This window comes from Streptomyces sp. NPDC001204, from assembly GCF_053598035.1.
The window spans coordinates 50,936-65,202 of the sequence record NZ_JBSFJL010000013.1; the positions used below are offsets into that span (position 1 = coordinate 50,936).

The window sequence follows — 14,267 nt, forward strand, 5'->3', positions numbered from 1 at the left end:
GGACATCGGTCGGCGGCGAATCGCCCTGCCGCCCACGTCAGGAGCGGCCGGCAGGGATCACACGGACCCTCTTCGCCCGCGGGCTGATCATCGCCGGTTCTCGTCGGCTCTCGCCGGTTCGTCGTTGGTTCGTCGTCGGTTTGATGTTGGTTCGATCGGCGCGGGCATGGCGCTCCGCCGTCGCCGGCCTTCGTGTCGTGGCGGACGTGGGCCGTGATGTATCTAAGGTTGTATCTATGAGTGCTATGGTGGAGACATGGCCGCCAACACCACCCCCTCCACCGCCCGCGTGCCGGCCGCCGAGCGTGCGTACGACCTGACCAAAGAGCTCATCATCGATGGGCGGCTCCCCGGCGGGAGCCTCATCAGCGAGGGCGAGATCGCCGAGCGCACCTCACTCAGCCGCACCCCGGTCCGCGAGGCCTTCCTCCGTCTCCAGGCCGAGGGGCTGCTGCAGCTCTTCCCCAAGCGCGGAGCCGTGGTGGTGCCGGTGGGACCGGGCGAGGCCGAGGACGTCCTGGAGCTGCGCGAGGCACTGGAGAGCAGCGCGGTGCGCCGCATCGCCCGTCGTGCCGAGCCACTCGACGACCTGGTGAGCCGGCTGTCCGACCTGATCGACGTCCAGCGGGAGCACGCCCGCCGGGCCGACGTGGCGGCCTTCGCGGAGGCGGACGAGGCCTTCCACCACGGCATCGTGGCGGCCTCCGGCAACGGCCTCGCCGAGCGTTTCTACGACACGTTGCGGGACCGCCAGCGGCGCATGGCCGTGCAGCTCCTCCAGCCGCAGCCGGAGCGCCTGGCCTCGCTGATCCACGAGCACAGCCTGCTCGTGGAGCGGATCGCCGACCGCGACGACGAGGGGTTCGCCGGCGCCCTGCGGGCCCACCTGGACGCCCACCGCGGCGCGACGGGCCGCTGACCCCGTCACAGACACCCGCCGGCACCCCCACCGGAAACCCCGGCGGTATCAGCACGTGAACAAGCAAGGAGCAGCACCGTCATGAGCACCACCCGGTGGCCGACCGGTCGTCCCGCCGTACCGTCCGGCAGGGGCAGGCCGTGGCTGCCGGCGGCGGCCGCCATGTTCTGCTCCGGGTGGGGCGGCAACCAGTTCACCCCGTTGCTGCTGATGTACCGCCGCCTCGGCGGCTACTCCGCGGTCACGGTCGACGCCTTCCTGGCCGCCTACGTCCTCGGACTCGTACCCGGGCTGCTGGTGGGCGGGGCCGCCTCGGACCGCTGGGGCCGTCGCCCGCTGATGACCGTCGCGACCGCGGCGTCACTCGCGGCCAGCGCCGTCCTGTGCGGGGGAGTGGCCGGACAGATCCCCGTCTACGTGGGCCGCTTCCTCAGCGGCCTGGCCGTCGGCATCGCGATGGCGGTCGGCACCAGCTGGGTCAAGGAGCTCTCCCAGGCACCGCACGACCCGGCGGCCGACTCCGGCGCGGGGGCGCGGCGCGCCTCCCTCTCGCTGACCCTCGGCTTCGGACTCGGCGCCGGAGTGGCCGGCGTGCTGGCCCAGTGGGGCCCCTGGCCGATGATCACCCCGTACCTGGTGCACGTCCTGGTCAGCCTGCCCGCCCTGTTCATGCTGGCGCGCGCCGTGGAGACCCGGGCGCGGACCACCGCCGTCCGCGGTCTGTGGGCCGACCTCAAGGTCCCCGCCGCCGGACACCGCCGGTTCCTGCGCGTGGTGCTTCCGATGGCCCCCGGGTGTTCGGCGCGGCCGGCGTCGCCTACGCGGTCACCCCCCAGCTCGTCGGCGACCGGATCGGGAACTGGGCCCTGGCCTACGCCACCCTGCTGACCGTCTGCACCCTCGGCACCGGGGCGCTGGTCCAGCCCTTCGCCAAGCGCCTCGACTCGGCGCGGGGGATCATCGTCGCGATGATCCTCATGGCCTGCGGCATGGCCGTCTGCGCCGGCGACGCGGCCGTTCGCTCGCCCTGGCTCGGCCTCGGCGGAGCCGTCCTGCTGGGGGCCGCCTACGGCATCGGGGTCGTCTCCGGACTGCTGGAGATCCAGCGGATCGTCACCCCCGACGACATGGCCGGCATCACCGGCGTCTACTACGCCCTGTGCTATTCGGGATTCCTGCTGCCCGCGATCCTGGCGGCGCTGTCCGCGCTGGCGTCCTACACCGTGATGCTCGCCGTCCTGACCCTCCTCGCCCTGACCAGCCTCGCGGTGATCGCGACCTCCTCGGGGCGGACCGCCGGAACACTCGCCGCGGCCGGGACCGGCACCGCCGAGACACGGCCCGCCGAGGCCCCGGCCCGCTGACACCCGCGCCCGTTCCTCACGGCGCGCCCTGCCCGCGCGGGCAGGGCGCGCCGTGAGGGCGCTGTCATCGCCCCGCCGCCGTCGCGGTGATCCCGAAGCCGTCGGCGGTCCGGCCGCCGTCGCTCTGCTCGTCGGTCATCTCACGACCGGCTGCTCCGGGCGCATCCCGGCGGCCAGGACCGAGTACCGGCTGGTCCCGGACACCGTCCGGCGTGCCGATCCCGCCCGGCGCCGAGCGTTTTCCGGCCGGTCACATCCGGCGCACCCGGCTGGCCCTGGCGCAGCACCCCGAGCTGTCTCCGGCCGGTTCCGATTGCTGATGGAGCGTCAAGTCCGGGCGTGAGTACCCTCTCGCGGCCGTCCGCAACCAATTCGCACGCAACTGTGCAGTCCGCGTGTGCGTTTCGCTAGGCTTCCCGGCATACCGGCAGATCAGGGGTAACGGAGTGTCGGAACGGCAGCGCACCGAGAGGACCACCATCGTGGATGGACGCGATCGGCTGGGGAAGCCCCTGTACGAGCGCGAGAACGAGGTGACAGCCGCACAGAAAGCGGTGGAGGGGATCTGCGCGGGCAACGGCGAAGGCAGGCGGGGCGGGCTGCTGTTCTTCAGCGCCGCCGCCGGACTGGGCAAGACGACCGTGCTGACCGAGATCCGGCGCATGGCCGCCGCGCGCGGCTGCACCGTGCTGTCCGCCCGGGGCAGCGAGCAGGAGCACACCGTCCCCTTCCACGTCGTACGCCAGTTGCTCCAGCCCGTCCTCGCCTCCTGCACCGAGGCCGAGCGCCGCGAGATCTTCGGCGGGTGGTACGAGATCGCCGGACCGGCCGTCGGCCTGTTCGCTCAGCAGACCGGTACCGCCGGGCCCGACCCGCAGGGCGTCCGGGACGGTCTGGACTGGGTCGTCACCCAGGTGGCCGTGCGCCGGGCACCGGTCGTGATCGTCCTCGACGACGCCCACTGGGGCGACCTGGAGTCTCTCGCCTGGCTCTCCGCCTTCGCGGTGAGGGCGCGGGAACTCCCCTTGCTGGTGGTCATCGGGTACCGGCCGGACGAGGTGCCGGCCGAGGCGCAGGCGTTCCGCGAACTCATCGACGGCCGCAGCGCACGCCCGATCCCGCTCCACGCCCTCAGCCCGGAGGCGGTGGCCGAACTGGTGCGGGGCTCGCTCGGAGCGGAGGCCGACGACGTCTTCTGCCGCGAGTGCTGGGTGGTCACCGGTGGCAACCCCTACGAGGCCGTCGAGCTGATCGCCAAGGTCCAGGACCGGAACCTCGCCCCGGACGCGGAGTCGGCCTCCCTGCTGGGGGAACTCGCCGCGAGCGCGCGGGGCACCGGCCTGATCAAACGCCTGGAGAGGCTCGGCCACGCCGCTGTCCGGCTCGCCTGGGCCGCCGCGGTGCTCGGTACCGAGATCTCCGCGGAGCTGGCCGCCTCGGTGGCCGGACTGCCCCCGGCCGAGGCGCAGGCCGCCGCGGACCGGCTGCGTGTCGCCCGTATCCTCACCGGCACCCGCACCCTCGAATTCATCCACCCGCTCATCGCCACCGCCGTGTACCAGGCCATCCCGCCGACCACACGCACCGGGCTGCACGGCCAGGCCGCCTGGGCGCTCGCCGACGCGGGCCTGGGCATCACCGCCGCCGCCCGGCACCTGCTGGAGACCCACCCCGAGGGCGACCCGAACACCGTCCGGCAACTGCGCGCCGCCGCCCGCGAGAACCTCCGCCTGGGCGCGCCCGACGCGGCCCGCCGCTGTCTGGAACGCGCGCTGCGCGAACCTCCCGCGCCCGAGGACCGTGCGGGCGTGCTCTACGAACTCGGCTGCTCCGCCCTGCTCACCGCTCCCGCGACCACGGTCAACCACCTCACCGCGGCTCTGGAACAGCCCTTTCTGGACCCCGAGCTGAGGGAGAACGCCACCTTCCGGCTGGCCCAGGTGTTCGCCCACAACGACGAACTCGCCAAGGCGGCCACCGTCGCGGGCGCCGAGGTGGCCCGGTCCCACTCGCCACGGGCACGGCTGCGCATGCAGGTCGCGCACTACCTGTGGCTGGTCTTCGACGCGCACGAGGAGCAGGCGTCCGACCGCTCCCTCCGGCTCGCACGGCTCGTCGAGCACCTGCCCGGAGAGACCATCGAGGAGCGCGCCCTGCTGTGCGTCCGCACCTGGGACGCGATGCTGCGCGGGGAGCCGGCCGCGGACACGCTGGACGTCGCCGCACGCGCCATGGGCCTGAGCTACACCGACCCGGACTGGGGCTTCGAACTGCCCAGCGTGGCCGCGCTCAGCTACATGTACGCCGACGAATGCGACCGCGCGGAGGAGCTGTTCAGCTCGGCCATCGCCGAGTGCGAGCAGGTCGGCTGGAGCGGTGCGCACCTCTCCTTCGGCTTCACCCTCCTCGGCCTGGTCTGGTTCCGGCGGGGGATGCTCGTCAAGGCGGAGGAGTGCGCACGCGAGGGAGTGCGCCTGGCCGAGCGGGTGGGCGACCGGGTGCCCGCCCGGTGGTACGCCGTGGGGCTGCTGGTGGACGTCCTGCTGTCCCGGGGCCGTGTGGAGGAGGCGCTGCGGGTAGCCAGGACGTACGACTTCGCGCCCCCGTACCTGACCGCGGTGGTCTTCCCGGACTCCCAGACGGTCTACGGGCGGCTGCTTCTCGCCCGTGGCCTGCGCAAGGAGGCCGAGGCGCAACTCACCGCCGCCGGAGCACGGTTGGAGGCCAAGGGCATCGTCAACCCGACCTGGTGCCCCTGGGCGGGACACCTCGCCCTCGCCGTCGCCGAGGAGGACCCCGCGCGCGCCCGCGCCCTCACGGCGAAGATGCTGCGGCGGGCCGAACGCTACGGCACGCCCACCGCCATCGGTGAGGCGCTGAGTTTCAGCGCCGCGGTGGCCGAGGACGGGCAGGCGCTGCCCCTGCGGGAGCGCGCGGTGGAGATACTGCGCCGATCCCCCAGCCGGCACGCCTACGCCGAGGCCCTGATCGACCTCGGCGCGGAACTCGGGCGCGGCGGCGCCACGGACCGGGCGACCGGGCTTCTGTCCGAGGGCGCCGAGCTGGCTGAGGAGTGCGGTGCCGACCGCCTCGCCGAGCGGGGCCGTGCCGAGCTGTCCGCGCTGAGACTGCGGCTCAATGGGACACGCCCGTTGGCGCGGCGCGGAGCGAGCCCCGCGGAGCACGGCTGAACCGGTTTGGAAATGAGGGGAGTTCTCAGCGCGGGCGGCCCAGACCGGCGTCGCGTGCCCAAACGACGGCCTGGCCGCGCTGGGTGAGGCGCAGCGTGGCCGGGAGGGCGGGGAGGGCCGGGAGCGCCGGGAGGGCAGGGAGGGCCGGGAGCGCGGGGAGGGCCGGGAGCGCCGGGAGCGCCGGGAGGGCGGGGAGGGCCGGGAGCGCCGGGAGCGCCGGGAGGCGGGCATCGCCCTGGCGCCGGGCGGCTTCACCCGCCCCTTCATACCGGGGCACATCGCGTCCGGCGTCGGCCTGCTGGTCGCCGCGGTCGGCTTCGCCGGGGCCGGCTTCGCCGGGGCCGGCTTCGCCGGGGTCGGCTGGGCGCTCCTGCGCATGAGCGACGACGACTTCGACCGGGCACCCGGCCGCCCCGCCTGAGAAGGCCCGCGGGATTGCCGGCTACCGGGCCGTCGGAACCAGACGCGGAACCGCGGGCGGCGCGGCCGGGATCCGTTCCAGGACGCCGCCCGCGAACACGTCGTACAGCGGCAGCGTCTCCAGGTGGACGTAGCCGATGTGGCAGTCGCACACGGCCAGCGGGCACGGACGGGGGCGCAGAGCCCGTCGGTAGGAGCCGTCGTACAGGTTGCCCAGCTCGGAGCGGACGAAGTGGCAGCGGCGCACCGTGCCCTCGCCGTCCACCGATATGACCGACTCTCCCGTACGGCAGGGCAGGCCCGCGCTGCGGTGCGGGTGGCGGCTGTACGGGAAGAGCGGGTCCAGGGTCGTCCACCGGTCGGCTTCGGCGTCGGTGTAGGTGTGGCCCTCGGCGGCGTTGACCCACAGGTACACGTGGTCGGGGAGGTCTTCGCGCAGCCGACGCGCCTGCTCCAGATGCTCGGGGACACCGACGACTCCGACGCTGTGGCGGACACCGCGCGCGGCCAGGTCGTGGCACTTGGCGAGGAAGCGGTCGTACGGCGTCTGCCCGGGGTGGAAGGTGCACCACAGGGCGAGGGTGTCCAGGTCGGCCGTGTCCAGCCAGTCCGTACGGCAGCTGAGGTTGGTCTGGATCGCCACCCGGCGGATGTGCGGCAGTCCGCTCAGCTCCGCGAGCGTGCGCCGGTACCAGGAGCGCACCAGTCCCTCGCCCCACGGCGTGAACAGCAGGGAGAGCCGGTCCTCGCGCTGCGCGGCCGCCCAGGCGGCGAAACGCTCCAGCGCCGCGCGGTCCGCGGTGAGTTGGGCGCGGCTGTCCCGGCGCTTGGCGAACGGGCAGTACGGGCAGTCGTAGTCGCACGACGCCAGCGGGCCGCGGTAGAGGATCGTCAGGTCCATGCGGGCTCCCTCACTTCGGCTCGTACGCGGCCATGCGCGCACGCACCGCGGCGGAGAACAACTCGGGCCCCAGCGCATCGGAGTGGGCCAGGCCCTCGGGGGACAGCCGCAGCAACTCCGCGCCCGCGCGGTCGTCCAGCCAGCCCCGCTCGCGGAACCGGTCCAGCTCGGCGGCGAAGTCGTCGCCGGGCGCGGTGCCGAAACGGGTCCGGTAGTCCGCGACGGGCATGCCCTCGGCCTGGAGCAGTGACTGGAGCAGATGGCGGCGCCGGGACTCGTCCGCGTTCATCTCCCAGCCGAAGTCCGCGTGCCGGAAGTCGTCGGCCGGGCGTGCCGTGTACTCGTCGATGATCCCGCGGATGCGGTGCATGTCCACGGCGTAGTCGAAGGAGTAGTGCAGCGTGGAGGTGTACGAACGGGAACCGCAGCCGAGGCCGACCATGCCGTCGGTCTGGCACGCGTAGTCCTCTCCGCCGGTGACGGGGGCGCCCGCACGGCGGAACATGCGCATCGACACCTGCTCGTAGCCCCGCGCGAGCAGGTGGTCGCGGCCGTGGCGGTACAGCCGCAGCCTCTGCTCGTCCCAGTCGGCTTCGCCGTCGCCGCCGGGCGCCGTCCCGCGGTGCCGGCCGAGACCGGTGAGCGGGCGCACGTAGAGGGGGTAGAGGTACAGCTCCTCCGGTTGCCAGGCGAGGGCGGCGTCCAGGGAACGGGTCCAGGACTTCTCGGTCTGGCCGTCGATGCCGTAGATCAGGTCGATGTTGAGGACGGGTATGCCGGTGTCGCGGATCCGGGCGAGGGCCGCTTCGACGTCCGCCCGGCGCTGCGGGCGTACGGCCGTGCGTGCCTCGGAGTCGACGAAGCTCTGCACGCCCAGGCTCAGTCGCGTGGTACCGCGGGCGGCCAGCACGGACAGCCGGTCGGCGGTCGCCGTGGCGGGGGAGGCCTCCACCGACAGCGGGTTCGCGGCGAGGTCGGCGCCCAGGCCGCGCTCGGCCAGATCGCACAGCCGCTCCAGCTCGGCCGCCTCCAGGAACGTCGGAGTGCCGCCGCCGAAGGCCGCGTTGGCGTAGCGCGCCTCCTCGCCCAGCGCCTCGCGCACCGCGGCCGCCTGACGTTCCATCGCGTCCAGGTAGGCGGTGGTCAGACCGTCCGGCGCCCCGATCCGGGTGAAGAGATTGCAGAAACCGCAGCGGACTTCGCAGAACGGGATGTGGAAGTACAGCGAGAGGGCGTCCTTCGGCTCGTCCGCCCACAGCGCGCGCAGGGACGCCCGCTCCCGGGCGAGCGGACGGTACGCGGTCTTGTGCGGATACGCGTAGACGTACTGCTGGTACGGGCGGACGGTGCTGGGCGCGGCCGCCGCCCCGGTGCCGGTGATGGTCATGGTCATCGGGCCCCGTCGACGAAGAAGTGGGAGTAGGGAACGGTCCAGACGACGTCGTGGCCGATGCGGTGGCCGCTGTAGCCGTCCTCGCCGTACGCCGTGCCGTGGTCGGAGCAGACGACGGCGAAGCACGGACGGCGGCCGGCGACGGCGGTCAGGAGCCGTCCCATGTGCCGGTCCACGTACTCCAGCGCCGCGGCGTGGGTGGCCCGTGTGTCGCCCGCCTCGCGGGTGGCCCCGGGGAGGTGGAACCAGTTGGGCTGGTGCAGCGCCGACACGTTCAGGAACAGGAACAGGCGCTCGTCCTGGGGGAGCCCGGCGACGACCTGCTCCGCGCGGGTCACCTGGGCCTCGAAGGACGTGGGGGAGGCCACCCCGAAATCGGGCTCCCAGTGGCTCTCCTGGAACATCCCGGGCAGGACGGAGCCCAGGGGGCCCTGCTTGTTGAAGAAGCCCACGCCGCCGATGCACACGGTGCGGTAGCCCACGGCGGCCAGACCCGAGACCAGGTCGGGGGTGTCGTAGACGAAGGTGCCGTCCGCGGTGGTCTCACTGCCCGCGAAACGGGCGGCGAAGAGCCGCGGATGCGGGCCCGGTGCGGCCGGTGTCGGCAGGAAGCCCGCGAACATCGCCTGGTGGGAGGCGTAGGTGAAACTGCCGGGGGCGTGCCGGCGCTCCCAGGTGCCGCCGGGCAGGTGCCGGGCCAGGTTCGGGATGCGTCCCGCCGCCGCCAGCTCCTGCGCCACGTCGTAGCGGAGTGTGTCGAGCGTGACGAACAGGATGTCGTGGCTTCCCACGATGTCGTTCATGTCAAGCGGTGGTGCCATGGTGGTGCTCCTTGCGATCTGCTCGCCGTACGGCGGCCGGGGCGGCGGGGTCCGCTTGGCGGTCCGCGTGGCGTTCTGCACGGTGGCCGGTGCGGCGGCCGCGGGGGCAGCGGCGGCGTCCGGTGCGGGGGTTGTCGCCGGGGTCCGCGTGGCGCTCTGCAGGGCGGCCGGCGCCACGGTCCGTGCGGTGTCGTGCAGGGCGGCTGGTGTGGTGGTCGGTGCGGCGGCCTGCACGAACGTTGGTGCTGCGGCGACCTGTGCGGCGTACGTGTCGAGGCCCTCGGCGCCGCTGCCCGGCAGGCCGGTGAGGCGGGGCAGCAGGTCCCCGAAGGCGTTCACCTCGCCGACCGTGAAGCGGCGCCATCCCGTCGCCGGCAGGATGTCCACGCCGACGCACAGGGTGCCCGGGAAGCACGCGGCCGCCCGTTCGGCCACGTCCAGCACGTCGGTGAAGCCGCCTCCCGCCGCCCGGATCGCCGCGCGTGCCGCGTCCAGATCGCCGCGGGCGCCACCGAGGTGCAGATTCGTCATGGGGTGCCGGCTGGTCCGCACCACGGCATGTGTGGCGCGTCCTGCCACCACGACCACCCGCAGGTCTGCGGCCCGGCCGCCCTGCGAGGCCTTCGGCAGCCACCGCTCGACGTGGATCCCGTCCGGGACCAGGGCGTCGACGAGGGCGGCGACCTCGGACTCCGAGGTGTAGTGGCGCACCCGGAGGGAGTTGTGGAGGCGGCCGTCGGCCGTGGTCTCCACGGAGGTCGTCGCCTTGACCCGGCCCGGTCCCGCCACCGTCAGCGCCACGACACCGGAGGCCGACGAACCGTGCGCAGGCTTCACGAACGCACGTGAGATACGAGCCTCCTTCAGCTGCTCCCGGAGCCCGTCCCGCCCGGACCAGCCGCCGACCGGACCCGTCAGGGCCGGCGGGACCGGGACGCCCGCGGCGGCCAGCCGGGCGTGGCAGCGCCGCTTGTCGAACATGACCGCGACGTCCTCCGGGTCGGCGGTCGTCGCCGCGCCCGCACTGCGCGCCGCGGCGGTCACCTCACGGACCGCGGCGGTGAAACGGCGCTGCCACAGAGCCGTTCCCTCGACCCGGGTGGGGTCGTCGGTGTCCCGCAGCAACCGGTCGACCTCGGCGTTCTCGCCGGGGGAGTCGATCCGTACCGACTCGCCCGGCGTGAAGGCGTATTGTCCGCGCAGCACGTCCCGCCAGGCGAGCACCCGGGGCGCCGGGTGACCTGCCGCGCGAACCGCGTCGGCGAACATCGTCGTCCGGCGGTTCTCGGGATTGCCGACGACGGCGAACCGAAGTCCGGAGTCGGGCGCCGCGCTACTCGGAGACCGCGACATACCGCCACTCCTGGTCCCCCAGCTGTCCGGAGTCCGGTGATCCGACAGGTCCACCTCGGTCCCGGTGGAGTCGAAGGCGGCACGGATCCGGTCGGCCATGGACTCGCTCAGGAAGTGGTGGTGCAGGTCCAGCCGTTCGAGATGGTGCAGAGGCTGGCCGAGGAGCAGTGCTTCGGCACCGGTGTCGGTGAGCGTGCCCATGCACAGGCTCAGCGACTCCAGTTGCGCCACGACCGGCGCCGCGGCGAGGGCCGCCGCGATCTCGTCCTGCACCTCGCTGTTCTGCACACCGAGATGGCGCAGCGCCGGGAAGCGCCCCTGGACGAGGAGCGGCGCGAGGTCGGCCACCGTCGTGTCGCCGCCGTAGTGGGACACACCGAGCCACAGTTCCAGACGCTCCAGCGCGGGCAGTTCGCAGGCGCCGACCGAGCGCACCACCTGGCCGGGCAGGCCGCCCGACTCGAAGCGCAGCACGCGCAGCGCGTCGTGTCGCACCGGGCGCAGCGTCAGAAGCTCCTCGTCGACCCCTTGCGAGTCGCCGCCGCGGACGCCCAACTCCTCAAGCAGCGGAAAGCGTTCCAGGACGGGGGTGACATCGGTGAGCTGAAGCCAGGAGATCTCGCACTCCTCGCCGGTGACATCGGCGAGGAACAGGGCGCGCAGCGCGGGAAACCGCTCCGCGTCGGCCACGATCAGCTCCAGCGCCGGACGCAGATCGGTGTACTCGTCGTCCCACCAGGTCCCGATGACGAGAGCCCGCACCTGCGCGCTCGGCACCCGGTCCGTGAAGCTCCGCCACAGCTCCGCGAACGGAATCTCCCCGGCCGCGCAGCAGTCCAGCCGCCAGGCCACGTCGCCCGCGGCCGGAAGCGTCTCCTCGCCGGGCTCCGGCAGCTCCGGCAGGGTGAAGACCGGCAGCCCGTGGAAGGTCTCGAAGTGATCGACGATGGTCATGACGGCCTCATTCCGCGACCGCGGTGAAACGGTGGACGACGCCGTCGTCCTCCCACACCTCGCCGCGCTCCGACAGGTCGGTCTCGACGCCGGACGGCTCCAGCGCCGTACGGATCCGCTCGACCACCGGCTCGCTGAGGAAGTTGTGGTGGAGGTCGAGCCGGGACAGGTGGGTGAGCGGCTGACCGCCGAGCAGCGCCGTCGCGCCCTCGTCGGTGAGCACGCCGAGCGACAGGTCGAGCGACGTGAGCTGGGCGACGACAGGGGCCCCGGCGACGGCGGCGGCGACCTCGTCCTGGATCTCGCTGTTGCGCAGGCCGAGATGACGCAGCGCCGGGAAACGCCCCCCGGCCAGGATCGGGGCGAGGTCGGCGACGCCCGCGTCACCGCCGTACTCCTCCACGCCGAGCCACATGTCGAGGTGCTCCAGCGCGGGAAGCTCGCTGGCGGCGACACCGCGCACGACCTCGCCGGGCAGGCCGCCGGCCTCGAACCGGAGCCTGCGCAGGTGCTCGTGCCGGACCGCCGGGAAGCGCAGCCCGGACCCGCCGCGGATCCCGAACTCCTCCAGCAGCGGATACGCCTCGAGGACCGGAGTGACATCGGACTGCTCGATCCAGGAGATCTCCGCCTCCTCCATCTCCAGATCCCCGATGAACACGGCCCGGAGCGCGGTCAGCCGGTCCCGGGCCTCCACGAGACGCCGCACGATGCCGCTGGAGTCGTTGTCGTACGGCTCACCCCACTGACCCACGATGATGGCGCGCACCCCGGCGGGGTCGACGGCGTCGAGGAAGCGGTCCCACAGGTCGCCGAAGTCCTGCGGGGAGTCCCCGTAGGGCTCGATGGCCAGCCACCAGGCCGCGGCGCCCGCCTCCGGAAGCTCCCGCTTGCCCGCGAAGCGTGCGAAGTCGAAGGCCGGGAGGCCGTGCAGTTCCTTCAGATGCTCGACGTGGGACATGTCGCTGGCCTCCTGGTGCTCTCACGCATCGCGTTGCTCGCGAGAAGTTGTACCAAGCGGCTCTGACATCGACGTGACGGGCTGGGTGCGTCCGGGGTGCGGTGGGTGGTCCGGGGCGTTGTCAGACCCCCCGCGTAGCGTCGTGGACATCGGTCGGTGAGGTGCCGACGGGGAAGGGAGACACGTATGTACCGGCAGGGGGACGTCCTGATCGTGCCCGTGGCGGAGGCGTCCGTGCCGCCGGGCACGGACCGGCTGGCGCACCAGCCGCGGGACGCGCGGGGGAGGCTCGTACTGGCTCTCGGCGAGGTCACGGGACACGCTCACGCGGTGATCGGACCCGGGACGCTGGTCCGTGAGGCGGGGCCGTTCGGAGCGTCCTACCTCCATCTCCCGGACGGCGGGCGGGTGGTGCACGAGGAACACGCGGCGATACCGCTCCCCAAGGGCTGGTACCGCGTGGTGCGGCAGCGTGAGTACGCGCCCGGCGCCGTGCGCGTCGTGGCGGACTGAGACAGCGGACTTCAAGACAGCCGGATGGCAACGGCGCACTGGGACAGCCGGACTGAGACAGCGAAGAGCGGAACGATGACGACCCCGATGAGAACCGCACACGAGACCCCGCACGAGTCCGTTCATGAGACCCCGCACGAGACCTCGGACGAGTCCGTGCATGAGACCCCGCACGAGGCCGTGCAGGCGGACACGACGGCGATGTGGCGCGAGGTGGCGGCGGCGACCGGCCCCGCCGACCGCCCGGCGGCCGAGGCGGGCGTGCGCCTGGCCTACCGGCTGGCGGGTCTGCCGGAGCCGGAGCACATCGTCTGGGCGGGCTCGCCCAGCGAGGGCGTGGCCGTGGCCGCGCGGCTCACGGCGGAGGGCACGGCCGGCATCAGTGTCCGCGACGCGGTGCGTACCCGGCCCTGGGCAGCCGCGCGCGAGCGTGTCCTCGACCGGCTCGGACCGGCCGGCTGGGCCGCGCACTGGGCCCTGACGGGCGCCCAACTGTGGGACGGCACCATCGCGTTGGCCGAGCGCATACGCACCGGCGTGGTCGGGGCATCGACCGCTGCGGCGGGAGACGAGCAGGCCGTCCGGCTCGTCCTGCTCGACGCGGTCCTCGGTCAGCACGACGCGGCCTGGCTGGCGGCCTTCGACGGCCAGCACGGCGGGGAGGCGCTCGACGGGATCGCCACGGTCGCCCGCGCCGCGGGCTGGTGGTGGCCGTACGAGAAGACCGCGGTCGTCTGCGAACGTCCCGTGGAGCTGCACCGGGACGAGGCAGGCCGGCTCGACCGCGGGGACGGACCGGCGCTCGCCTTTCCCGACGGCTTCGCGCTGCACGCCTGGCGCGGAATGCCGGTCCCCGCCGAATTCCTCGCCGGACTCACCGAGCTGACCCCGCGACGCATACGCGAAGAGGAGAACGCCGAGCTGCGCCGCGTGATGCTGGAGCACTACGGCTACGAGCGCTATCTGGATGATTCCGGCGCCGAACCGGTACAGCGCGACCAGGCAGGCGTGCTGTGGCGCATCGAACTGGAGGGGGACGAGCCGCTGGTGACGGTCGAGGTGGTCAACTCCACCCCGGAGCCCGACGGAACCCACCGTACGTACTGGCTTCGGGTGCCGCCGAGCACCCGGACCGCCCGGCAGGGGGTCGCCTGGACCTTCGGCCTGGAGGAGGCCGACTACGTGCCGGAGAGGGAGACCTGAGGCCGCACAGCACGGCGTCGGCTCTGTCCAGGGCCCAACGGCCCTGGCACCCAGGGACGTTGGGGCATTTGCCCCTAATGCCATACTGACCTGCGGTTTCAGCGGACGGATCATCCCTTGTTCCCGTCGTGTCCCCCCACCGTTCCTCACACGTCTCCTCAGGAGCCCACCCATGCTTCGACTCATCAGCCAGCTCCCGGGCAGCGCCCCGGACCGCCCGGGGGTCCGGGGCGCTCCGGTCCTCGCCGTCGCCCCGGGCGCGGCTGGGCCGGAC

10 protein-coding genes and 2 pseudogenes are annotated in these 14,267 nt (G+C 73.2%); 6 read left to right on the plus strand and 6 right to left on the minus strand.

Annotated elements, in window-relative coordinates:
- The first annotated feature begins 256 nt into the window (after positions 1-256).
- The 4 genes from ACWC91_RS19455 (at position 257) to ACWC91_RS19470 (ending at position 5,474) form a co-directional block, all read left to right on the plus strand.
- Complete coding sequence (locus tag ACWC91_RS19455; RefSeq protein WP_225077868.1) at positions 257-919, plus strand: GntR family transcriptional regulator; 663 nt, start codon at positions 257-259, stop codon at positions 917-919.
- A gap of 81 nt (positions 920-1,000) precedes the next feature.
- Positions 1,001-1,807 (plus strand): MFS transporter, encoded by an 807-nt coding sequence (locus ACWC91_RS19460; RefSeq protein ID WP_450641354.1) that lies wholly within the window; start codon positions 1,001-1,003, stop codon positions 1,805-1,807.
- The gene (locus tag ACWC91_RS19465) at positions 1,714-2,283 is read left to right on the plus strand and encodes a hypothetical protein (protein ID WP_450725987.1); all 570 of its coding nucleotides are present in this window, start codon (positions 1,714-1,716) and stop codon (positions 2,281-2,283) included. Before ACWC91_RS19460 ends, ACWC91_RS19465 begins: the two co-directional genes overlap by 94 nt.
- Positions 2,284-2,765: 482 nt before the next feature.
- Complete coding sequence (locus ACWC91_RS19470; protein WP_376499631.1) at positions 2,766-5,474, plus strand: ATP-binding protein; 2,709 nt, start codon at positions 2,766-2,768, stop codon at positions 5,472-5,474.
- 442 nt (positions 5,475-5,916) lie between these two features.
- Here ACWC91_RS19470 and ACWC91_RS19475 read toward each other — a convergent pair whose 3' ends face one another.
- From ACWC91_RS19475 to ACWC91_RS19500, 6 genes and pseudogenes are all read right to left on the minus strand, one after another.
- Positions 5,917-6,795: an STM4011 family radical SAM protein gene (locus ACWC91_RS19475; RefSeq protein WP_450641469.1), complete on the minus strand. Its 879-nt coding sequence runs from the start codon at positions 6,793-6,795 to the stop codon at positions 5,917-5,919.
- 10 nt (positions 6,796-6,805) lie between these two features.
- The gene (locus ACWC91_RS19480; RefSeq protein WP_450641510.1) at positions 6,806-8,182 is read right to left on the minus strand and encodes an STM4012 family radical SAM protein; all 1,377 of its coding nucleotides are present in this window, start codon (positions 8,180-8,182) and stop codon (positions 6,806-6,808) included.
- A 2-nt stretch (positions 8,183-8,184) separates the two neighbouring features.
- The gene (locus ACWC91_RS19485) at positions 8,185-8,991 is read right to left on the minus strand and encodes an STM4013/SEN3800 family hydrolase (RefSeq protein WP_281154788.1); all 807 of its coding nucleotides are present in this window, start codon (positions 8,989-8,991) and stop codon (positions 8,185-8,187) included.
- 264 nt (positions 8,992-9,255) lie between these two features.
- Positions 9,256-10,362, minus strand: a pseudogene (locus ACWC91_RS19490) (STM4014 family protein); the annotation flags it as partial.
- 81 nt (positions 10,363-10,443) lie between these two features.
- Positions 10,444-11,316 (minus strand): annotated as a pseudogene (locus tag ACWC91_RS19495) (STM4015 family protein); the annotation flags it as partial.
- Positions 11,317-11,323: 7 nt separating this feature from the next.
- Positions 11,324-12,277, minus strand: a complete 954-nt coding sequence (locus ACWC91_RS19500; protein WP_450641471.1) for an STM4015 family protein — start codon at positions 12,275-12,277, stop codon at positions 11,324-11,326.
- 186 nt (positions 12,278-12,463) lie between these two features.
- On the opposite strand from ACWC91_RS19500, the gene ACWC91_RS19505 reads away from it, so the two are divergent.
- Positions 12,464-12,790: a hypothetical protein gene (locus ACWC91_RS19505; protein WP_225077859.1), complete on the plus strand. Its 327-nt coding sequence runs from the start codon at positions 12,464-12,466 to the stop codon at positions 12,788-12,790.
- Positions 12,791-12,991: 201 nt separating this feature from the next.
- Positions 12,992-13,993, plus strand: coding sequence for a DUF6745 domain-containing protein (locus tag ACWC91_RS19510; protein WP_450641511.1), 1,002 nt, complete (start codon positions 12,992-12,994; stop codon positions 13,991-13,993).
- The last annotated feature ends 274 nt before the right edge of the window (positions 13,994-14,267 follow it).